We start from the raw sequence: 20,191 nt of genomic DNA on the forward strand, positions 1-20,191 counted from the left end.
CTCACAGATATCCGAAGGATCCGCCAATGAAACACACAACCAATGGAACCCTGTTGTGGGCCGGATTGTTCCTCGCCTCCGCCGCCGGTTGTGCGGTTGGCAATGGTGAAGACCGTTCGGCGTCAGGCTCGCCCGCACCGTGTAGCGAGGCCTGGTATGAGGCCGTCGAGGCGGAAGTGCCCACCGGCGACGGTCATGGACATGGCCCGGATGTCGGCTCGGAGGAATGGAAGTCGGTGGTCGAGTTCAGACTCGGTATTCGTGAACAGCCGGATGTGCCGGCACGGGATACTGACGCCTGGTGCCGTCATATCGATCAGGTAATGTCGGAATGACCCTCTAAGACCCGACCAGCACTGAGACAGAGGCTTGCCATGGAAGAATGCCCGCACTTTTCAGTCACCCCACTATCAGAGACGCATTCCGCATTGCTGGACTCTCATGGTGGTTGCGTCGCTAAACTCCCGGGCATCGTTCTTGAAAAGGCCTTCAGCCTGAACGATGGTCGGTTGCTCGTCGTGACAACCGACAACTGTCCGTTCGAGGAAGGATTTCATCTCTCGCTGATCGATAGCGACGGCTCACTCCTGGAGTCCGCCCATCGGGTCATTCCCTACCATCCTGGAATCCTGGCCAAACTGTTTTCCGTGGGCGAAGAGACCATCAAGATCGTGTTCCATGATGGCGAGGCCATCAAGGTGACCGTGGTTTCGGTCGCGTCCAGACGCCCGGCCGGCTATCTCCAGGAGCAATTCCGCTCTGGTAATGGCCTCCTCGGAAAGCATTACCTGAAAATTACGTCCGTTCCCGGAGAAGGGAGCAGTGATAGCAAGACCGCCTCCAACGAGACAAAGGGAGAAACCTCACAACCTTGCTGAATAGGGAAGCTGGCTCAGCGTGTTGGAAACAGACTCCTCGCCCCGTAAGAAAAGGGGGGAGCATACTCCACGGTCAAGCTTGCATCTCGTTGTTAGCCCATTCCACAGCAAAGCCGCCAAAGCACTTTGTGCATCGAATTGTACAGTGAGGTTATTGCGTTACCTTTCGAACTGCCGTACTTTCTGTGTCACTGAGCAGTCAGAATCAAGGACGTTATAACCCCTCTATCACAAGGAACCGTGAATGGGCTCACCTTCCGTTGCTACCAGACCAAGTACGCTGACGAATCTGGAACTCCGACGAAAAGTTGCACGTCTTCCAGCTCGCGATTTCGCATTCTCTTGCATCTCTTCAGGAAGAAGTTATCTCCGTACATTGGACGCACGCCTGCAAAACCCGGAAACCGTTCGACAGGGCAATGCACCTCTCTGTGGCCCCGCAGCTTTTATGTACTGTGTGGCAAAATCGTTTCCCAGGGTATACGAGAGATACGCGCTCGAACTGGCTCTTGAAGGCAACTCAAAGATTGGACAACTCCTCGTTACCCCGAGTTCGGCCTGCCGAAATGCCACGGATAGCATCGGCCTCGGGGGAATATCGATACCAGCCTTGGATTGGGTCACTCTCGCCGGATTAAGGGACTCTACAAACACCTGGTTTCGCATGCGCAATCCCGGATCCAACGTGTCAGGCATTACTTTCCCTGGCGCCATGATGGATTGGTTTCAGGGGTCAGGTCTGTTTACCAACTGTGAAGATCATTCGTCGCTTGTAACCAACCCCTCGTTAAACAACCTGCTTAATGCAAACCAGAAGTTCCTCAAAGATCATTATGTGTGCCTGTTTATTCGGGCGGCAATCCTGACCCGGGTAGGGGGAGAGCTGGCAATCAACAAGTTTGACAAGGGCACACCCAAAACCATCGCGCCAACACCGGACCATTGGATCGTACAGCGTACAAAAATGGATCTGGACAACTGCACGGCACCATTCTCGGAAAACGTACATCCGTCTGATCCGATGGATTGCAGACTGGACTTCAGCGTTGCTTCCTGGGGGACACCCCAGGGCATACCGATCAATGACCGTATCCACAACCTGACGCCTACGCATTTTCTACGGTACTACTACGGTTTTATCAGCGCATTCCCCGAAAGGCAGCAGCAATGAAGGTCGCCAGTATTGCTTCAGGAATAGTTTTCCTGCTCACAGCCTGCTCCTACCAGACTGAAGGCGTCGTCAGTGCTGAAACATCAGCATCCACCGATAGGGAAATGCTCCAACCGGTACGAGCTATTGAACTGAACGTTCCCGAGACGTTGGAAGATGATGGCCTCGGTCCTGGCCTGCATGCGTTTGATATATCTGATAACGGTCATTATCTACTTAGCATCCTTGGAACACGGCAGCCACAGGGCGAGTCCTATAGCTTTGTAAACTGGCTTGAGCTGTACGATGTAACGACTGGTGAACTCATTCATCGTGACATTCCCGCCGGAAATACCGGTGAAATGATAAGCACAGGTGGGTTCCTTGGTTCGGGGCTGTATTTCGTTGAGTCAGCAGGATCTGAATCGCAACGACCATCCGATATCGCCGCTAGCTATGTGCAAGTGTTCAGCGTTGACCCTCAAAAGGAACTGGCTCGCCTGTCGATCGGTGGGGTTACCCATGGCCGTGGGCAGTACCTGTTCACCTCGGCGTCCAGATCTGTCGTCAACTGGAAAACGCAGGAAAGCTATTCGGCTCAGTTCTACCCCCGTTTCGGTATCAACCTGATGACTGACGAGGGCGCCGTTCTTTCCACAAGCATGGACGGGGCCATAGCCCTGCATAACCCGGTTCTGGACGAACTTCTGCAATGGGAGTCTGATCTTGAAGCACCCAGGCTTCTACTGACTGCCGATGACGACTACGTTGTTGCACAGGGTGACGACTTTCGGTGCAAAGTCTGGAAACTTCCGGGTATTGAGGAGGTTGATCAATGCCCCCGCTCATTTGGTTCAGAAGGCCAGAAGCGCGCCACGGCAATGCATCCGGAAAAGCCCTTGTTCGCCCTCGCCTGGGACGAGAAAGTGCGTCTTTATAATCTCGACCCGTTTGAAATGGTGCAGGAGATTGTCATACCGGATCCAGTACTGGGGCTTTTTCTGACGGACAACCGGTTAGTTATTGCATCCCGTCAGGGGCTGCAAGTATGGGGCATCGAGAAAGCTATGCTACATGCTGAAGCAGAGGTGCCCATCCATCACCGGGACAGTGTTCGTGTCAGCCACAACGGCGTCGTTGCCATAGTCCTGGACCAGGATCCCGATAATCCGGAGAGCGCCGTTCGACCTGTCTGGATCTACGAATTACCGTAAGGCCCGGCCTCACAGCGCATTAACCAACATCCGCCCCGCCACCAGCAACAGCAATCCGCCAAAGCACCGCTTCAGCGTCGGCGCCGGGATCTTGTGGCTCAGGGCCACGCCCACCGGGGCGAGCAAGACCGTGAACAGGGCAATCAGTGCCACCGCCGGCAGGTAGACATAGCCCAGGGACCAGTCCGCCGGGGACTGGCCCCAGCCGGAGATGACGTAACCCAGGGTACCCACCACCGCCAGCGGGAAGCCCAGGGTGCTGGAGGTGGCCACCGCGCGTTGCATGGGCACATTGAAGAACACCATCAGTGGCACCATGACATTGCCGCCGCCGATGCCGGCGAGGCCGGAGAGCACGCCGCTGAACAGGCCCAGGCCGGTGGTGCCGGCCTTGCCGGGCATGGTGCGGGCGGGGTCTGGTACCCAGCGACTGAGCATGATCACTGAGATCACCAGCAGGAACACCGCAATCCCGATCTCCAGCACCGCCGCTGGCAGGCGAGCGGCGATAAAGCCGCTGAGGAAGCTGCCCACCACCACCGTGGGCGCCCACAGCCGGAAGATGGTCCAGTCCACCGCTTTGCGCTTGATCTGGGCCCGGGCAGCCGAGACCGAAGTGAAGATGATGGTGCACAGGGACGTGGCCACTGCGGTGATCACGATGAATTCTGACGGGAAGCCCTGGGCGGAGAGTATCAGCACCAGGGCTGGTACGATGACGACGCCGCCGCCGATCCCCAGCATGCCGGCCAGTATGCCGGCGACGATTCCCAGGGTGGAGCAGGCGATGATCATGTCCATGGTGTGTCCTTGTATTGGTTGTGATTGGTACAGAGTGAGTGTTTACTGACCCAGGGCGGTGCCTTCGCCCCGGGGGTCGTGCATGGCTTCCCGGCAACCGTCCAAGTGTACCGCAATGGCGCCGGCCAGGCCGGTGAAGGGGCTGAGTTCGGGAATCCATTCAATATCGTGGCCCTTTTGCACGAGCGCCTCGCCGACAGCGGGTGGGATATTCCGCTCCAGCTTCAGGTTCTCGCTGCTGCCGAAGAAACTGCGCCCCTGCAGGAATCGGGGCGCCTTCAGTGCGCGGTCGATGGACTGCCGGTAGTCCACCAGTTGGGTGGCCAGCACCATCTGGGTCTGGGGCTGGCCGTCGCCACCCTGGGTGCCGAAATAGAATTGCCGGCCATCATCGGCGAGGTAAGCCGAAGGATTCAGGGTGTGGGCCGGTCGCTTCCCCGGAGCCCAGGCGTTGGCGTGGGCCGGGGCCGGGTTGAAGCCGGCGGCCCGGTTAAGCCAGAGAATGCCGGTGTCGCCGACCATGCAGCCAGAGCCGAAATCGTGGAACAGGCTCTGCATCAAACAGGCGGTGCGGCCATTGGCATCGCTGGCCGCCAGCCAGACGGTATCGGCGGGTCTGCCTTGTTCCTGCCAGGGCACGGCCACCTCAGGATCAATAGCCGCATAGTTGGCTGCTGCCCGCTCGCGGCTGAGCAGGCGCCAGGTATCCAGTGTGCCGCCGGCAGGGTCGCACAGCTTGCGGTTGCGTTCCTTGAGCTGCGCCTTGATGGCTTCCACCAGGTAATGGAAATAGTCGGCGCCACCATTTTCCAGTGCCGCCATGTCCACATGATTCAGGGCATTGAGTGCGCTGAGGGTATACAGGCCCTGGCTCGGCGGCGGGAAATTGAACAGCGTTCCCTGCCGATAGCGGATGCTCAGGGGCTCGCTATGCCAGGACTGGGTGGCCACCAGATCATCCCTTGTAAGGCCGTTACCGAGTCGGGCAAAACCCTCTGCCAGCGCGGTGGCCAGCTCACCCTCATAGAAGTCCGTCAGTCCGACCCGGGCCAGATGTTCCAGGGTGGTAGCCAGTTCAGGACGGGTGACGTTGGTGCCTTCGGACAGCAGCTCGCCGTCTGCACCACAACACAGCGCCGTCAGGTCCGGCAGGTCTCGGATCAGATCCCGGCGCTGGTCCTGCCAGAACACCTGGGACGCCGACACCCCGTAACCGTCCCGGGCCAGGGCGATAGCCGGTTCCAGCAGATCCGGCCAGGTCAGGGCCGAGCCCCAGCGGTGAACACTCCATTCATGAGCCATGGACCAGCCGCGGAGGGCGCCAGCGGTGGTGGCTGCCGAGGCGGGACCGCGCATGGCGATCGCGCCGGCATCCGGCAGGCGACGTCCGGCCTGCCCCAGCCCCAGCAAGGTATCCACCTGCCTGCCGTCACTCAGCAACCACAGGGCATCACCACCCAGTCCGGTCATATGGGGACATACCACGGACAGCACCGCTCCGGCTGCGGTGGCGGCGTCGATGGCGGTGCCACCGGCCTTGAGGACTTCCATACCGGCCTCGGTGGCGCGGGCATCCGGGGTGCAGATGACTCCTTTGTGGGATTCGGCCTTCATGAGGTAGACGTTCTCCCCTGTTCGTGAGGCGGCTGGTGCTCGGCAACGAACTCCGCGGACATGGCACTAACGGTCTGCACATGCAGGCGCATCAGGCGTGCCACGCCGTCGGCGTCACCGGCCAGGATGGCGCGGACAATGGCGTCGTGTTCCTCCCAGGATTTACTGACCCGGTTGGTGAGGCGGAACTGGGCCCGGCGGAATGGAGCCAGCCGGTGCCGGGTGGCTTCCGCCAACTGCTGGAGCTGACTGCTCTGGGCGCCTTCAAAAATCAGGGCGTGGAAACGCTGATTGTAACGGGCATAGTCGTCGGCAGTGCCGTCCCGTACCAGGTGTACGGACTCCTGGTGCAGTTCGAGCAGGGCCTGGCGTTGATCGCTGTTCATGCGCAGAGCCGCCAGCCGGGCCAGCGCCGCCTCCAGTTCCGCCATGGCTTCATAGAGATCGCTGAGGGCACCGGGTGACAGGGTGGCGACAATCACACCCCGGTTGGGGCGGTGGGTGACCAGGCCCATGGCCGCCAGGTGGCCGAAGGTTTCCCGGATGGGGGTGCGGGACACGCCGAACCGCTGGGCCATGGCCTGGGCATCCAGTTTGGTGCCTGGGGTCAGGCGACCACTGATGATGTCGTCCGCCAGGGTCTGGACAATGCTGTCCACCACGGTGCCCTTGCCGGCACGCTCCGGTTGCAGGGGAAGCCGGGTCATAGCATGCCTTCCTCAGCTACCGGGGTGGTTTCCGGTGGGTGGGGAATCGCCGCCAGCAGGGTACGGGTGTAATCGGTGGCGGGGGCGTCCAGCAGTTGGCCGGCTTCGCCTTCCTCTACCACCACACCGTTCTGCATCACCATGATACGGTCACACAGCAGGCGCACCACGTTGAGATCGTGGCTGATAAACAGGTAGCTCATACCCAGGCGGTGTTTCAGATCCTCCAGCAGGTTGAGCACCACTGCCTGCACGGAAACATCCAGGGCGGCAGTGGGCTCATCCAGGATCAGCAGCTTGGGTTCCAGGGCAATGGCCCGGGCAATGCCGACGCGGGCTTTCTGGCCGCCGGAGAGCTGGTGGGGAAATCGGTCAAGCAGGTGCAATGGCAGGCCAACCAGCCCGGCGATCTCAAACACCCGCTGTTCCCGGTCTTTACGACTGACCTCCGGCGTGAGCCGACGGATGGGGTCGCCAATGGACTGGGCCGCGCTCCAACGGGGATTCAGGCTGTCGGTGGGGTCCTGGAACACCATCTGCAGCTTGCCCCGCAGGCGGTGTGAGGCGAATTTCGAGGCCCGTACCGGCGCGATATCCTCACCCAGGAATTCAATGGTTCCGCCGCTGGTATCCAGCAGTCGCATGATCATGGCGGAGGTGGTGGACTTGCCACAGCCACTCTCCCCCACCAGGCCCAGGCTCTCGCCTTCACGAATCTGGAACGACAGATCCTCTACCGCCAGGTGGCTGCCTTCGGCACCGGACTTGCCAAACTGTTTGCGCAGATTGCTAACGGTGAGTATCGGCTCGCCCGTGGCGCGCTCCTCTGGTAAGGGCATGGCCTGGGCCTTCATCGCCGGCGGCAACAGGTCGCGCACGAGGGAATCCCGGTGGGGCGTCGCCTGCAGCAACTGCCGGGTGTAGTCCTGGCGGGGACTGTGGAACAGTTCCGCCGAGCCGTTGGCCTCGATCACCTTGCCCGTCTGCATCACCACCAGTCGGTCGCAATAGGCCGCCGCCAGCCCCAGGTCATGGGTGATCAGGATGGTGGACATGTCGTACTCACGGGTGAGCTCGACAATCAGGTCCATCACCGCCTTCTGAGTGGTCACATCCAGGCCGGTGGTGGGCTCGTCGGCGATCAGCAACCGGGGCCGGCAGGCCAGGGCGATGGCGATCACCACCCGCTGGCACATGCCGCCGGACAGCTCGAAGGGGTAGGCGTTGTAGCGCTGCTCCGGATCACGGATTTTCACCGCCTGGAGCATCTCGATAGCCTTTTGCCGGGCATTACCCCGGGAGGCCTGGTTGTGCTCCATCAGCACATCCGCCACCTGCTGACCGATACGGCGGATCGGGTTCAGCGCGGCGCGGGGGTTCTGGAAAATCATCGATATCTCGCGGCCACGGATGTCCCGCATGTCCTTTTCCCGGGCCTTGTGCAGCGGAATACCGCCATAGGTGATGCTGCCGCCGGCGATGCGTCCGGCCCGGTCGAGGATCCGCATCACGGCATAGGAAGTGACGGACTTGCCTGAACCGGACTCGCCGACGATGCCCAGGGTCTCGCCCTTGTCCACCGCCACGGAGATGTCGTCGATGGCGCGGACCGTGCCCTTGCGGGTCACGAAATCCACACTCAGGTGCCGGATATCCAGCAGCGGTATGGTTGAAGTATGTCTCATAGCCGGGATCCTCAGGTGCGGCGCTGGGGATCCACCAGATCCCGCAGGCCATCGCCGATCAGGTTGAAGGTAAACACCGCCAGCATCAGGGCCATGCCCGGGAAGATCACCAGCCACCACTCGCCGGAGATAATGAAGTTGGCACCCTCGGCCACCATGATGCCCCACTCCGGGGCCGGCGGTTGCACGCCCAGACCGATGAAGGACAGGCCGGCAGCATTGAGGATGGCCCACCCCATATTCAGGGAGATCTGCACCATCATCGGCGGCAGCGTGTTGGGGAAGATATGGCCGAACAGCACCCGCAACTCGGAGTTACCGGACAGCCGCGCTGCCTGCACAAACCCTGCGTTACGGCGGATGCTCACCTCCGCCCTGGCCATGCGGGCGTAAAAGGGCAGGTTGATGATGGCGGTGGCGTAGACAATGTTCTCCACGGTGTTGCCCGCCGCCGCCACAATACCCATGGCCAGCACGAACAGCGGGAACGCCATGATGGTGTCCACCACCCGGCCGGTAATACGATCGGTCCAGCCACCGAAGTAGCCGGCGAACGAGCCCATGATGGAGCCCAGCACAAAGGAGATGGCCACCGCCGATACCGAAATCAGCAGATCCAGTCGGGTGGCGACCACCACCCGGGAGAAGACATCGCGCCCAAGCTGGTCGGTACCGAACCAGTGGGTGGTGCTTGGCGCCTGCAGCGCCGGGCCGACACCAGTATTCAACGGATCGTAGGGCACCAGGTAGGGCCCGAACAGGGCCATGCCGATGAACAACGCGAACAGGCCGAAGGCCAGCCCGGTGACCGGATTTTCCGACATCACATGGCGCAGGTGCTGCCAGTAGCTGATGCGGGGCGAACCTTCCAGTTTCGGGGAGGCGGGAGTGGTCATACTGGTCATGCTCAGCCTTCCTCACCCACACGGGGGTCAATCAGGGTGTAGATCACGTCGATCAGCAGGTTCAGGGCGACAAATAACAGCGCCATGGACAGCACAAAGCCCTGCACCGCCGCGTAGTCCGACACCACCAACGCCTCCACTGCAAAGGAGCCGATGCCGGGCCAGGCAAAAACCTTTTCCACCAGCACATTGGCACCGAGCACGAAGGAGAACACCATGCCCAGGGTAGTCACCACCGGCAGCAGCGCATTGCGGAAGGCGTAGGTCACCAGTACCCGGCGGCCACTGAGGCCAGCGGCGCGGGCGGTCCGCACGAAGTCACTGGACAGGGTCTGCAGCATGGCGGCCCGGGTCATGCGGGCGATGGGCGCCAGGGTGAACAGGGCCAGGGTGATCAGCGGCAGCGCCAGTTGCGCCAGGGCCGCACCCAGTATCTCCCACTCACCGGCGATGATGGCGTCGACGGTGAGGAACCCGGTCACCGGCTCAGGTGGCAGGTACATCATATCCAGCCGGCCCATGGGCGCCGGCGCCCACCCCAGCAGGTAATAGAACACGTACATCAGTGCCAGGCCGGTAAAGAAGGTGGGTAGGGAAACCCCGGCGGTTACCAGAAATCGGCATATATGATCGACCCAGGTATTGGGCCGGGTCGCGGCCAGTACGCCCAGTGGCACCGCGATCATGAACGACAGCAGCAACGCCCCCAGGGTCAGTTCCAGGGAGGCGGGCAGTCGGCTGGCCAACTCCGACATCACCGGCTGGCCGGTAGAGATCGCCATGCCCAGATCCCCCTGGACCAGGTCCCTGATGTAGGTGACGAACTGCACCGGAAGGGGCTTGTCCAGCCCCATGTTCTGGCGAACCTCCTCAATAGACTCGGCATCTGCCATATCACCGGCGAAGTAGGCCGCCGGATCCCCGGGCAACGCCCGGGTCAGCAGGAAGCACACCACCAGGATGCCAAACACAGTGGGTACGGCCTGTAACAGGCGCAGGGCAACGCTGCGCACTTTCAGCCATATTGATGACAAGGGAGCTCTCCTGTGGATCCGGTCAGACGGGCTTCAGGGCACGAATGTCCATCTGGCGGTGGAACCAGTACTCGTAGCCACCCACCGACTCGTTGAGCGCCACGTTCAGGGTCGGCTGCCACAAGGGGATCCGCGGGATCTCATCGAACGCCAACTCGATCATGCGCTTCACATTGGGGGCGTAATCCGGGTGGTCCATGGCCATATCGAGGGTGTCGTCCACCAGCCTGGCCATTTCCGGGTTGTCGTAGTTGTAGGAGTTGAACAGGTTGCCCTTGATATAGGCCCAGTAGAAGTAATAGTCAGGGGTGTTCAGCCAGCCGCCGAAGTTCTCCAGGTGCAGAGGCAGTTTCTTCTCCACGAGGGCGATGGTACGCCAGTTGGCACCGGGGATTTTCTCGATGGTAGCGTTAATGCCAACGTCCGCCAGCCCCTGCTGGATCAGCAGTGCCGCCGGTTCCGCCCAGTCCGCGTGGGACAGGTTGAAGGACAGCGGTACATCAAAGCCATCCTCGTAGCCCGCTTCCGCCAGCAGGGCCTTGGCTTTCTCCAGATCCTGGCTGTACGGGGATTTCTGCGGCCAGCTGATTTCGTCCACAGTCGGGGTACCGCCCCACATGGGCACACCCTGCTCATAGGCGGCCTGCTCGAAGATCTTCTCGTAGGGGATTGACCAGGCCACGGCCTGACGCACCCGCTTGTCCTTGAAAGGCTCGAAATCGACGTTGGTGCACAGGGAGAAAATGCAGTTCTCGATTGGCGTGCTGACCACCTTCACGCCCGGCTTGCTGGCCAGTTCCTTGGCATCCTTGTTGGGAATGTTCTGGGACACACTGACGCTGCCCCGCTCGATCAGCGCGCGGCGGGTGGACTGGGCGGGCACTTCCCGCAGGATGACCCGCGCATACCCCGGTACCGGACCACCGGCCCAGTTGTCGTTGCGCTCGTAAACCAGCTGCTGGCCGGCATCCCAGCGGGCCACTTTGTAGGCGCCGGAACCGGCCGGGTTGCGGTGCAGGTATTCGGTGGCCCAGGGATCGTCCTCGGTGGCGTTGGCCTTCGCTACTTGCGAGTTGATGATGATGGGGATCGGTGTGGCCAGGTCCGGCAGCGCCAACTTGGAGGAGAACGGCAGGGTGATGCGGAAGGTGCGGTCGTCCACTGCTTCGAACTGCTCCGGTTTTTCCAGACGCCCGGCCTTCATCTGCACCGTGGGGAAGCCACCCAGTGACACCGCCCGGTCCAGTGACCACTTCACATCGTGGGCGGTGACCGGCTTGCCGTCCCAGAAGGTAGCGCCCTCACGGATGGTGAAGGTCATCACCGTGCCGTCGTCGCTGATTTCCCAGGATTCCGCCAGTTCCGGGACCACGTTGTCATAGTCGTAGCTCAATGAACCGTCCGGCATCTGCTTGGTGCCGAAGGATACCAGCCGGTCGTAGCAGTTGATGGCCACCTGGTAGCTGTCCCGGTTGGTACCGCTGCGATGGATGTCCAGGCTGTTGATGGTTCCACCGATGACCACCACGGCGGTCTCCTGACTGGCGGCGGAGGCCGGCAGTACCTTGAACAGTGGCAGGATGCTGGCCCCGACGGAAAGCGATGTGGCGCCCTTGAGGAAGTCCCGACGATTCATTTTGCATGCTCCATGGTGTGAATGGTTACCGAAGTGCATGCAATCGATAAGCCAAGGATATGTCGCCTTCCTAAAATCCCAAGAAATCCTATTTAAATCCGCAATGTACAGAGGCCATGCATTGCCATGCCCGGTCTATCGCTAGCGTTTCGGCCAGGTCTTTCAGTTATGCATGCACTATCAGGAAGCAGCCATGCCCCAGGGAGGGCCAGGGTTTGCTCTTGGGCCCTCGGGGGAAGATAATACGAAGCAGATAGATTGCTAGCGATAATGCGGCACGCGCGCCGATCCTCTTTCCTGCCAACGGACCAGTGAACCAACGACCCATGGGTACCCCGCTACGCACCAGTAAACAGAAGGAAGTCGAACGGATCATCGAATCCCTCTCCCGGGCCATTGCCCAACACCTGCTGCCCCCCGGCACCCGGCTGGTGGAGGCCCAGATCGTCGATTCCCTCAAGGCCAACCGCAACCACGTTCAGGCCGCCCTCCAGCGCCTGGCCCTGCAGAAGATCGTCACCATCGAGCCCAACCGTGGCGCCCATGTGTCCCAGCCCACGGCAGAGGAGGCACGGGAAATCTTCGTGGCCCGTCGTGCCATCGAAGGGGCGGTGGTGAAGTCCATCACTCCGGAACGGATGCGCAAGTTTTCACGCCAGGTGGACGCCCATATGAGGGCTGAAGGAAAGGCCACCCGGGACAGCGACCGTCGGGCCATCATTGGGGAACTGAGTGCCTTTCATAAGTTGCTGGGGAAAATCAGCGGCAACAGCGTGCTGGCCGACATACTGGACAATCTGATGGTACGCAGCTCACTGATCGTCGCCCTGTATCAGCGCAACGACGAACCCTCCTGCCAGCACGACGAGCATCGCGGCATCCTGCAAGCCCTGTCAGAGGGCGACAGGGCCCGGGCCGTAAGGCTGATGGAGCACCATCTGGATCATCTGGAAGCGGAACTGGCGCTGGAGGACAACCGGGAGCCGGAAGTGGATCTCAAGGCCGTACTCTCCAATGCCTGATCCGCCAGCGAGTCGGCATTCACAATAGGTTCAGGGCCGCAACAGGGTCGCCGGAGACCGCTCGAAGGTTTGCCGGCCGGCCTTGAATCCCATCAGCGGCTGACCCAGCTCACCGATCACATCCGCCGGCGTGGGGGCATCCACCACCAGGAAATCGGCATGGCAGCCCGGCGTCAGGCCATAATCCGGCAGGCGGATCATCCTCGCGGATTCTTCCGACACCCAGGTCAGGCACCGGGCCAGTTCCGCCGGGGTGCCCAGGTGACAGACGTTGGCCAGCAGGTTGGCCTGGCGGATCAAAGAGACATCGCCAAAGGGCGTGAACGGATTGCCAACATTGTTGGTGGACAGGGAACAGGTCACGCCACAATCGTGCAGTTTCGGTAGCGGCGCCACGCCCCGGGGGACGTTATGGCTGGCATCGCGACCGGTCAGGAACAGGTCGGTGGAGGGCAAGGCCGTTACCTGCACTCCGGCTTCGGCCAGGGCCAGGGCGGTTTCCCGGAAGGTCTCCGGGGGTAACGCCGACAGCTTGGTGACATGGCCGATGGTCACCCGGTGCTGCCAGCCATGTTCCCGGGTGCAGCGGATCACTTCCGGAATCGTCATGCCCTCCGGGTTCAGGTCGAAATCCAGGTGCAGGTCCAGGTCACAGTCATAGTGGCGGGCCAGTTCGAACAGCCGGCGGATCTGGCCCGGAGGATCACTGTCCATGTAGGGGCAGCCCCCCAGCACCGTGGCACCACTCTCCAGGGCCTCGCACAGCAGCGCCTCGGTACCCGGGTTGCTAAGCAGCCCTTCCTGGGGAAACACACAGATTTCCAGGCCGATGGCCCAGGCGTAGTCCCGCTGCAGGCGCTGAATCGCCCGGAACCCGGTCAGGCCGATGCCGGGGTCCAGCTCCACATGGGTGCGCATATGGGTAGTGCCCTGGGTGATGGCCTGTTCAAGGATTCCTGCACCCCGCTGGTAGACGTCGGCTTCGGTGAATCCGGCCTTGGCCTTGCTGGTGCTGGAGACGGCCTCGTCCAGGGTGCCCTCACTGAGCTGACAGCGGTCCATGATACAGGCCTTGTCCAGGTGGATATGGGTTTCGATCAGACCCGGCAGCACCAGGTGTCCGCCCAGGTCCATGGTCCGGGGTGAAGCTGCGTCGCTGAACCGGCTGACAAAGCGCCCGTCCTCCACTCGCAGTTCCGCAACATGTTGCGGGCGCTCGGGCAGACGCAGGTTGGTAAAGTGGATCACGCTCATGCGACATTCTCTCCCAGATAAGCGGCTTCCAGTTCGGGATCGTTACGCAAATCCTCAGCGCTGCCGGAATGCACCACGCGACCGGTTTCAAGCACGTAGGCCCGGTCGGCCACCTGCAGCGCCAGGTTGGCCATCTGGTCCACCAGCAGCAGGGTGACGCCCTCATCCCGCAGTGCGGCCAGGGCATCATATAGCTCCGCCACCATGGCCGGTGCCAGCCCCAGCGAGGGTTCGTCCAGCAACAGGATCGACGGCTTCGCCATCAAACCGCGGCCGATGGCCACCATCTGCTGCTCGCCACCGGACAACAGTCCGGCAGGACTGTCGATACGGTCCCTCAGGCGTGGGAAGCGCTCCAGGATACGTTCGATGTCCTGATTCAGGTTGCCCTGATCGGTTCGGGTATAGGCCCCCATCCGCAGGTTGTCCCGCACGCTCAGCTCCGGGAATACCTGGCGGCCTTCCGGTACCAGGGCCAGGCCCTTGCCGGCGATACGGGCCGCATCGAGGCTTTCGATACTCACGTTGTTGAGCACCATCGAACCACCGGAGGCCGGATGCAGGCCGGCGATGGTCTGCAGGATGCTGGACTTGCCGGCGCCATTCGCCCCAAGGATGGCGATCAGCTCCCCGGGATTCACCACCAGGCTGACACCCTCCACCACCGGCGCGGCACCGTAGTCGATCACCAGGTCCTTGACGAACAGGGTGGCGTCGCGGCTGCCGTTCCAGGGCTCCGGTCGGGGTGGAGCCTGGTAATCGGTACTGCCCAGGTAGGCCCGTACCACATCCGGATTGTCGCGCACCTCCTCCGGTTCACCCCAGGCAATGGGACGGCCGGAGTCCAGCACCAGGATGCGATCGGAGACCGACATCACCATGGTCATGTCGTGCTCCACCAGGATCACGGCGATGCCGTAGCCCGCGATGGTCCGCAGCAGTTCGGACACCCGGTCCGTGTCGGCCCGGCTCAGGCCCGCCGCCGGCTCGTCCAGCAACAGCACCTTGGGTGCCAGGGCCAGGGCGCGGGCAATCTCCACCAGACGGCGGTCCACGTGGGGCAGGGCCTCGGCCGGTGTATGCACCGAGCCCCGGTACCCCACCAGGGCCAGCAGATCCATGGCCATGGCCACCTGGTCCGGATCCGGCCGGTGCCAGCAATCCTCCAGTCTTCCCTGCTGCATACCGGCCAGCAGGTTCTCCAGCACGGTCATTCCGGCAAACAGCTGGGTGGTCTGGTAGGTCCGGCCAATGCCCGCCCGGGCGATTTTCCAGGCCGGCAGGCCAGCAAGGTCCGAGTCCAGGGTAATCCGGCCACTGTCCGGGGCATAGAAGCCACTGACCATGTTCAGTACGGTGGTCTTGCCAGCGCCATTGGGCCCGATAATGCTGGTGACCGACCCCGGCGTGGCACTGAAACTCACCTTGTCCGCGGCCTTCACTCCGCCAAAACGGATGCCGATATTCTCCACCACCAGGCCGGTATCCGTCCCCTGACGGGTGAGGAAATCCGCAAGGCGTTGTTGATCGGGCTGCTCAGCCGGGGTGAGTTTGGCGGGTCGGGCAAACCTTGCCTGTAGTACACCCAGCACGCCAGTCGGCGCAATCCACAGCACCGCCAGCAACACACCGGAGAACAGTAACAGCCGCATCTCCGCCATGCCGGAAAGCAGTTCCGGCACCAGCACGATCAGGATGGCCCCCAGCAGCGGTCCGAATACCGTACCGGCGCCACCAACGATGACCGCCAGCACAAACAGGATCGACTGGGTGAAGGGGAAGGACTCCGGGTTAATGAACATCATCAGCGGCGACAGCAAGGACCCCGCCACGCCGGCGAACAGAGCCGACAGGGCAAAAGCCAGGGTCTTGGTCTGCAAAGGACTGAAGCCCAGGGAACGGGCCGCGATCTCCGTGGCCTTTACCGAACGGATCGCGCGCCCCCAGCCACTGCCCACCAGGCGATGAAAGAACACCAGCGACGCCACCATCAATGCGCAGGCCATCAGCGCCAGGCCGGTATCTGCCGGTAACGGACCAGTTTCCGGCATGGGCACACCGGCCAGACCATTGGCACCGCCGGTCACGGAACGCCATTCGATGAGACCATGGTGAATGATAAAGCCAAAGGCGATAGTCACCATCGCCAGGTAGGGCCCGCTGACCCTCACCGCGGGCAATGCCAGCAACGCGCCAACCACTGCGGTTGCCACGGCGGCGGTGACCATGGCGAGGGGAAGAGGCAGGCCTGCCATGGTCATCAGAGCCGAGATGTAGGCGCCAATGGCGTAGAACGCCACATGGCCAAACGAAATCTGGCCACTGAGACCAATCAGGATATTGAGGCCGCTGCACACGGTGGTGGTCAGGGCAATCAGGGTCAGCACCAGCAGTCCGTATCCACCGAGAGTGAACGACAGAATGGTGGCCCCCAGCGCCAGCAAGACCAACAGTCCCGGCGCCAGCCAGGGTCTTGTCGAAGCAGTCATACTTTCACCAGCGTTCTGGTTCCGAACAGACCGTTGGGCCGGATGGCCAGGGCAACGATCACCAGGGAAAAGGTCACGATCTGGGCCACCGTCGAGCCCAGGTAGACAATGATCAGCGCCTCCGCCAGACCGAACAGCAGTCCGGCCATCACCACACCGTTGGCACTGGCAATCCCCCCGAGGATCGCCACTGCAAAGGCCTTGAGACCAAACAATGTGCCCATTTCGGAATGCACGCTCACCAGCGGCGCGATCAGCAGACCGGCGATACCGGCAAACACCGTGGAGATGGCAAAGGACACCGCCACCACCCGGTTCACATGAATCCCCATCATTCGCGCCGCCGACGGGTTCTGGACTGTGGCGCCCAACACCTTGCCCAGTCGCGTGTAGCGGCGGATCAGGATCAGCGCTATCACGATCACCGCCACCACCGCCGGAATGATCAGCTGCATCAGGTCGACCCCGGTGCCGAACAGTTCCAGGCGGATATCCACAGGCTCCAGCAGGAAGCGGCGCGGCTCCTTGCCGAAGGTGAACATCACCAGGTTGTCCACCAGCAGACCACCCGCCACGGTAGCCATCAGCCAGGCTTCGGAGCCCCGGCTATGGAAAGGACGTACGAGGAAACGCTCGATAGCCAGGCCGTAGATCGCACACAGGCCCAGGGCGAGGGCAGCCGCGACAATCCAGGGCAACCCAAGCGTGATGCAGAAGGTATAGCCCAGCACGGCACCCACCATCATCGCGCTGCCCTGGGCGAAGTTGACGGTGCGGGACACGATAAAGGTGATATGGAAACCCAGGGCCAGCAGGGCATACATGCTGCCCATGCCCAGGCCACTGATGATGCTTGCGGTAATCATGTGGTGTCCTCCGCCGGCCGGGATTCGGCCCGACCGGCTATGGCCCCGTGCAGGGGCTTATCGGTCAAGGGTGTTACAGGTCGAGGGGTACGATCTGGCCATCCACAAAATGGGTGAACACATAGTCTTCCGGACCCACGGCGTCGTGCTGATCCGGCGAGAAGGGCGACTGGTAGGTCTTGATCAGACCCTCATAGGCGTCGATATCGTAGTAGCCCTGGCGAATCGCCGGTCCCTCGGTGTTGCCGGCATTCTCGATAGCCAGCGCGGTCAGGTGCATGGCGTCATAGGCGTTGGCGATACCCACCGCCGGGGTGACGTCCGCCAGGCCCTGGATCTCGGGATACTTTTCCTTCAGCGCCGCCAGGACGTCGGCGCCCTTGCCCTGCTGATTTTCCACAAAGGTGAAAGTCTGGATGAAGTGAACCCTGTCAGCGTTCTCGCCGGCCAGTTCACTGAAACGGCCGCCTGCCGGGCCCCAGTGGGAGACGATGGGTACCTCCCAACCCATACGGTCCAGGGACTTCACCACCTGGGCGGACGGAGAAACATTGGCCACCATCAGCAGGGCATCGGCACCGGAGTCTTTCAGACGGATGAGCTGCGGCACGACATCGGTATCGCCACTCTCAAAACGTTCGATACCGGCCCATTCCATACCCCGGGATTCCAGCGCCTTGCGGAAACCCTTTTCATTGGACTCGCCCCAGGGATTGTTGATCAGGATCATCCCTGGCTTCTTCATGTCGTACTGGTCAATACCGTATTGCACCAGGGCTTCATCCACCAGCTCATCCACGGCGGATACCCGGAACACGTAGTTCTCCCCGGCACCGTTGTGGGTAATGGGGGTGCCTGCCGCCCAGACGCCCATGAACGGGAACTGCATGCGGTTGGCGAGCGGCACGATAGCCAGGGACACGGGAGTGTCCAGGCCACCGAACAGTACCGCCACCTCTTCTTTCTGAACCAGTTCCCGGGCAGCGAGCAGGCCCTTGTTGGGGTTGCTTTCGTCATCCCGACGCAGCAGTTCCACCTGCTGGCCGAGAATACCGCCGTTGGCGTTGATCTCGTCGATGGCAATGGTCAGTCCGCGGGTAATGGCTTCACCAGACTTGGCCGACTGGCCTGAGAGGGCGGCCACCAGTCCGACCTTGAGGGTTTCCTCCGCCTGTGCCAGACCGGCCAGGGAAACCAGACTGGCGGTGGCCAGGGTCAGGATCCCGTGTTTAATACGTGTTTTGACACCCATTGTCTTTCTCCAGTTTGCTAGCGTTTGTATGAATGTTGCTAGCAACATGGATGCCAGTAAAATGAAGTCTATATCGAAAGAAAATCTAAAAACTGGCACCTTAAAGGCGCTTTATGTGGTTTTCTGCACCGAAATAGAGCAATTTACAACCAATCCGTGATCATTACCCTGGAGAAAAGCGTATGTCTAATAAAGACGAAGCCATAACAATTGTTAGCAATTTTCTGGAAGCCTCCATGGCACCGGACCCGGAGCTTGCCGCCACCTATATGGCGGCGGACGTGCGTATTACCTTTACCGGTGGGCGTGCAATGGCCAGCCCCCAGGCAATCACCGATTTCAACAGTGGTCGCTACGCGTGGGTGAAGAAGGCCCTCGGGCCTTTTGACTGGACCGAACATGAGGACCATACCGTGGTTTACTCCAACGGCACCCTCTACGGGGAATGGCCCGATGGTCGCCCCTTCGCCGGCAACCGCTACCTCGACCGCTTCGAGGTACGCAATGGCAGGATCACCCGTATGGATGTCTGGAATGACAGTGCCGAATGGTTGCTGACACCTGAGCTGAACCAGGAATCATAAGCCGACATGCCCACCAGGTCCGGAGACTGGTACCCGCCGTGACCGGTCCCCGGTTTCCATCTCCGGACACCAACTTTGCACCGACCCCGTGTTATCATCAGATGCAATTCGAACACGCCACAGGGTCCGCTCCATGACCGAACAGACATCCTCCATCCCAGACCATAAACCCCGCCCCTGGGTCGACCTGCTGGTCAGCATCGTTATCCCGTCCCTGATCCTGATGAAGCTCAGTGGCGACGACTATCTGGGCAGCACCTGGGCGCTGCTGATCGGCCTGGCGTTTCCCCTGGGGTGGGGGCTGTTCGAACTGATCCGCTATCGCAAGAAGAACTTTATCGCGGTACTGGGTGTCATCAGCGTGGGGCTCACCGGTGGTATCGGCCTGATGGAGATCGACGCCCGCTGGCTGGCCGTCAAGGAAGCCGCCGTGCCACTGGTCATTGGTCTGGCGGTACTGATTTCCACCCGTACAAAATATCCACTGGTGCGGACCCTGCTGTATAACCCCGCGGTGCTGGATGTACACAAGATCCAGCAATCCCTGAAGGAAAGGAACTGCGAGGATGAGTTCGAAAGCCGACTGATGAAGGCCAGTTATTTCTTCGCCGGCACCTTCCTGTTCTCCGCCATCATGAACTACATCCTGGCCCGCTGGATTGTCACCAGCCCCTCCGGCACCCAGGCGTTCAACGAGGAACTGGGGCGCATGACCCTGGTGAGCTACCCGATGATTGCCATTCCCTCCATGGTGATGATGATCGCCATCTTCTTCTATCTGTGGCGTACCATCCGCCGCCTGACCGGGCACACCCTGGAAGAAGTGATAGCGCCCGGTGCCGCCGGGCAAGGCAAGGGCGATAGCTGAAGACGCTGTTGCCTGGCGTTACCGCTCTTGGACTAATGTCTAAAAGCGAGCACTCACTGACCCCGCATGCCCGACAAATACTGCCTTCCGATACCTTCCTGTTTTTTCCAAAGACCTTCATAGCGAAATTCAATGGCATAGTTATTTGAATATGTCGAACGCTCGCTCTACGTTCTCTTAAGCCCAAACAACAAAACAGGTGGTCTCGAAAGGCACACCCCCGGCACCCGTC

Annotated in this window: 18 protein-coding genes; 7 read left to right on the forward strand and 11 right to left on the reverse strand. The window is 61.3% G+C overall.

The window, feature by feature from the left end; genetic code table 11:
* Positions 1-26 precede the first annotated feature (26 nt).
* The 4 genes from ACJO3T_RS16975 to ACJO3T_RS16990 all read left to right on the forward strand — a co-directional run bounded on the left by ACJO3T_RS16975 (position 27) and on the right by ACJO3T_RS16990 (position 3,242).
* A complete protein-coding gene (locus tag ACJO3T_RS16975) occupies positions 27-335 on the forward strand; it encodes a hypothetical protein (protein WP_406979235.1) in 309 nt (102 codons plus the stop codon).
* Between the two features lie 39 nt (positions 336-374).
* A complete protein-coding gene (locus ACJO3T_RS16980; RefSeq protein WP_406979237.1) occupies positions 375-878 on the forward strand; it encodes a hypothetical protein in 504 nt (167 codons plus the stop codon).
* 244 nt (positions 879-1,122) lie between these two features.
* Positions 1,123-2,049 carry a hypothetical protein gene (locus ACJO3T_RS16985; protein WP_406979238.1) on the forward strand — a complete coding sequence of 309 codons (927 nt, stop codon included), beginning with the start codon at positions 1,123-1,125 and terminating at the stop codon, positions 2,047-2,049.
* Positions 2,046-3,242 carry a WD40 repeat domain-containing protein gene (locus ACJO3T_RS16990; protein WP_406979240.1) on the forward strand — a complete coding sequence of 399 codons (1,197 nt, stop codon included), beginning with the start codon at positions 2,046-2,048 and terminating at the stop codon, positions 3,240-3,242. The genes ACJO3T_RS16985 and ACJO3T_RS16990 overlap by 4 nt, the downstream gene beginning before the upstream one ends.
* A 9-nt stretch (positions 3,243-3,251) precedes the next feature.
* On the opposite strand, the gene ACJO3T_RS16995 is transcribed toward ACJO3T_RS16990, so the two are convergent.
* From ACJO3T_RS16995 to ACJO3T_RS17025, 7 genes are read right to left on the reverse strand one after another with little or no spacing between them, the layout of a single operon-like run.
* Positions 3,252-4,043, reverse strand: a complete 792-nt coding sequence (locus tag ACJO3T_RS16995) for a sulfite exporter TauE/SafE family protein (protein WP_406964833.1) — start codon at positions 4,041-4,043, stop codon at positions 3,252-3,254.
* Positions 4,044-4,085: 42 nt separating this feature from the next.
* The gene (locus tag ACJO3T_RS17000; RefSeq protein WP_406979241.1) at positions 4,086-5,657 is read right to left on the reverse strand and encodes a gamma-glutamyltransferase family protein; all 1,572 of its coding nucleotides are present in this window, start codon (positions 5,655-5,657) and stop codon (positions 4,086-4,088) included.
* Positions 5,654-6,364 carry a GntR family transcriptional regulator gene (locus tag ACJO3T_RS17005; RefSeq protein ID WP_406964835.1) on the reverse strand — a complete coding sequence of 237 codons (711 nt, stop codon included), beginning with the start codon at positions 6,362-6,364 and terminating at the stop codon, positions 5,654-5,656. Before ACJO3T_RS17005 ends, ACJO3T_RS17000 begins: the two co-directional genes overlap by 4 nt.
* Complete coding sequence (locus ACJO3T_RS17010) at positions 6,361-8,049, reverse strand: dipeptide ABC transporter ATP-binding protein (protein WP_406979242.1); 1,689 nt, start codon at positions 8,047-8,049, stop codon at positions 6,361-6,363. Before ACJO3T_RS17010 ends, ACJO3T_RS17005 begins: the two co-directional genes overlap by 4 nt.
* Positions 8,050-8,060: 11 nt before the next feature.
* Entirely contained in the window at positions 8,061-8,954 is an 894-nt protein-coding gene (locus ACJO3T_RS17015; RefSeq protein WP_406964839.1) for an ABC transporter permease, read from the reverse strand.
* 2 nt (positions 8,955-8,956) lie between these two features.
* Positions 8,957-9,988 (reverse strand): ABC transporter permease, encoded by a 1,032-nt coding sequence (locus tag ACJO3T_RS17020; RefSeq protein WP_406964841.1) that lies wholly within the window; start codon positions 9,986-9,988, stop codon positions 8,957-8,959.
* A gap of 22 nt (positions 9,989-10,010) precedes the next feature.
* Complete coding sequence (locus ACJO3T_RS17025) at positions 10,011-11,624, reverse strand: ABC transporter substrate-binding protein (protein WP_406964842.1); 1,614 nt, start codon at positions 11,622-11,624, stop codon at positions 10,011-10,013.
* A 326-nt stretch (positions 11,625-11,950) separates the two neighbouring features.
* Between ACJO3T_RS17025 and ACJO3T_RS17030 the strand changes: the two genes are divergently transcribed.
* Positions 11,951-12,646 (forward strand): GntR family transcriptional regulator, encoded by a 696-nt coding sequence (locus tag ACJO3T_RS17030; protein ID WP_406964843.1) that lies wholly within the window; start codon positions 11,951-11,953, stop codon positions 12,644-12,646.
* A 30-nt stretch (positions 12,647-12,676) separates the two neighbouring features.
* On the opposite strand, the gene ACJO3T_RS17035 is transcribed toward ACJO3T_RS17030, so the two are convergent.
* The 4 genes from ACJO3T_RS17035 to ACJO3T_RS17050 form a co-directional block, all read right to left on the reverse strand.
* The gene (locus tag ACJO3T_RS17035) at positions 12,677-13,900 is read right to left on the reverse strand and encodes an amidohydrolase family protein (protein ID WP_406964844.1); all 1,224 of its coding nucleotides are present in this window, start codon (positions 13,898-13,900) and stop codon (positions 12,677-12,679) included.
* Positions 13,897-16,389 (reverse strand): branched-chain amino acid ABC transporter ATP-binding protein/permease, encoded by a 2,493-nt coding sequence (locus tag ACJO3T_RS17040; RefSeq protein WP_406979243.1) that lies wholly within the window; start codon positions 16,387-16,389, stop codon positions 13,897-13,899. The genes ACJO3T_RS17035 and ACJO3T_RS17040 overlap by 4 nt, the downstream gene beginning before the upstream one ends.
* On the reverse strand, positions 16,386-17,255 hold the full coding sequence (locus tag ACJO3T_RS17045; protein WP_406964846.1) for a branched-chain amino acid ABC transporter permease: 870 nt from the start codon (positions 17,253-17,255) through the stop codon (positions 16,386-16,388). Before ACJO3T_RS17045 ends, ACJO3T_RS17040 begins: the two co-directional genes overlap by 4 nt.
* A 73-nt stretch (positions 17,256-17,328) precedes the next feature.
* Positions 17,329-18,507: an ABC transporter substrate-binding protein gene (locus ACJO3T_RS17050; protein WP_406979244.1), complete on the reverse strand. Its 1,179-nt coding sequence runs from the start codon at positions 18,505-18,507 to the stop codon at positions 17,329-17,331.
* 182 nt (positions 18,508-18,689) lie between these two features.
* Here ACJO3T_RS17050 and ACJO3T_RS17055 point away from each other — a divergent pair, with 182 nt between their 5' ends.
* Positions 18,690-19,091: a nuclear transport factor 2 family protein gene (locus tag ACJO3T_RS17055; protein WP_406979245.1), complete on the forward strand. Its 402-nt coding sequence runs from the start codon at positions 18,690-18,692 to the stop codon at positions 19,089-19,091.
* A gap of 133 nt (positions 19,092-19,224) precedes the next feature.
* Positions 19,225-19,959: a VC0807 family protein gene (locus ACJO3T_RS17060; protein ID WP_406979247.1), complete on the forward strand. Its 735-nt coding sequence runs from the start codon at positions 19,225-19,227 to the stop codon at positions 19,957-19,959.
* The last annotated feature ends 232 nt before the right edge of the window (positions 19,960-20,191 follow it).

The sequence above is a fragment of the Marinobacter shunpengi genome, assembly GCF_045449715.1.
Lineage (GTDB): Bacteria > Pseudomonadota > Gammaproteobacteria > Pseudomonadales > Oleiphilaceae > Marinobacter.

Excerpts from the sequence above, each read along its gene's own strand:
- ACJO3T_RS16975 (WP_406979235.1), top strand. The coding sequence starts at position 27 with ATGAAACACACAACCAATGGAACCCTGTTGTGGGCCGGATTGTTCCTC.
- ACJO3T_RS16980 (WP_406979237.1), top strand. The coding sequence starts at position 375 with ATGGAAGAATGCCCGCACTTTTCAGTCACCCCACTATCAGAGACGCAT.
- ACJO3T_RS16985 (WP_406979238.1), top strand. The coding sequence starts at position 1,123 with ATGGGCTCACCTTCCGTTGCTACCAGACCAAGTACGCTGACGAATCTG.
- ACJO3T_RS16990 (WP_406979240.1), top strand. The coding sequence starts at position 2,046 with ATGAAGGTCGCCAGTATTGCTTCAGGAATAGTTTTCCTGCTCACAGCC.
- ACJO3T_RS16995 (WP_406964833.1), bottom strand. The coding sequence starts at position 4,043 with ATGGACATGATCATCGCCTGCTCCACCCTGGGAATCGTCGCCGGCATA.
- ACJO3T_RS17000 (WP_406979241.1), bottom strand. The coding sequence starts at position 5,657 with ATGAAGGCCGAATCCCACAAAGGAGTCATCTGCACCCCGGATGCCCGC.
- ACJO3T_RS17005 (WP_406964835.1), bottom strand. The coding sequence starts at position 6,364 with ATGACCCGGCTTCCCCTGCAACCGGAGCGTGCCGGCAAGGGCACCGTG.
- ACJO3T_RS17010 (WP_406979242.1), bottom strand. The coding sequence starts at position 8,049 with ATGAGACATACTTCAACCATACCGCTGCTGGATATCCGGCACCTGAGT.
- ACJO3T_RS17015 (WP_406964839.1), bottom strand. The coding sequence starts at position 8,954 with ATGACCAGTATGACCACTCCCGCCTCCCCGAAACTGGAAGGTTCGCCC.
- ACJO3T_RS17025 (WP_406964842.1), bottom strand. The coding sequence starts at position 11,624 with ATGAATCGTCGGGACTTCCTCAAGGGCGCCACATCGCTTTCCGTCGGG.
- ACJO3T_RS17030 (WP_406964843.1), top strand. The coding sequence starts at position 11,951 with ATGGGTACCCCGCTACGCACCAGTAAACAGAAGGAAGTCGAACGGATC.
- ACJO3T_RS17035 (WP_406964844.1), bottom strand. The coding sequence starts at position 13,900 with ATGAGCGTGATCCACTTTACCAACCTGCGTCTGCCCGAGCGCCCGCAA.
- ACJO3T_RS17040 (WP_406979243.1), bottom strand. The coding sequence starts at position 16,389 with ATGACTGCTTCGACAAGACCCTGGCTGGCGCCGGGACTGTTGGTCTTG.
- ACJO3T_RS17045 (WP_406964846.1), bottom strand. The coding sequence starts at position 17,255 with ATGATTACCGCAAGCATCATCAGTGGCCTGGGCATGGGCAGCATGTAT.
- ACJO3T_RS17050 (WP_406979244.1), bottom strand. The coding sequence starts at position 18,507 with ATGGGTGTCAAAACACGTATTAAACACGGGATCCTGACCCTGGCCACC.
- ACJO3T_RS17055 (WP_406979245.1), top strand. The coding sequence starts at position 18,690 with ATGTCTAATAAAGACGAAGCCATAACAATTGTTAGCAATTTTCTGGAA.
- ACJO3T_RS17060 (WP_406979247.1), top strand. The coding sequence starts at position 19,225 with ATGACCGAACAGACATCCTCCATCCCAGACCATAAACCCCGCCCCTGG.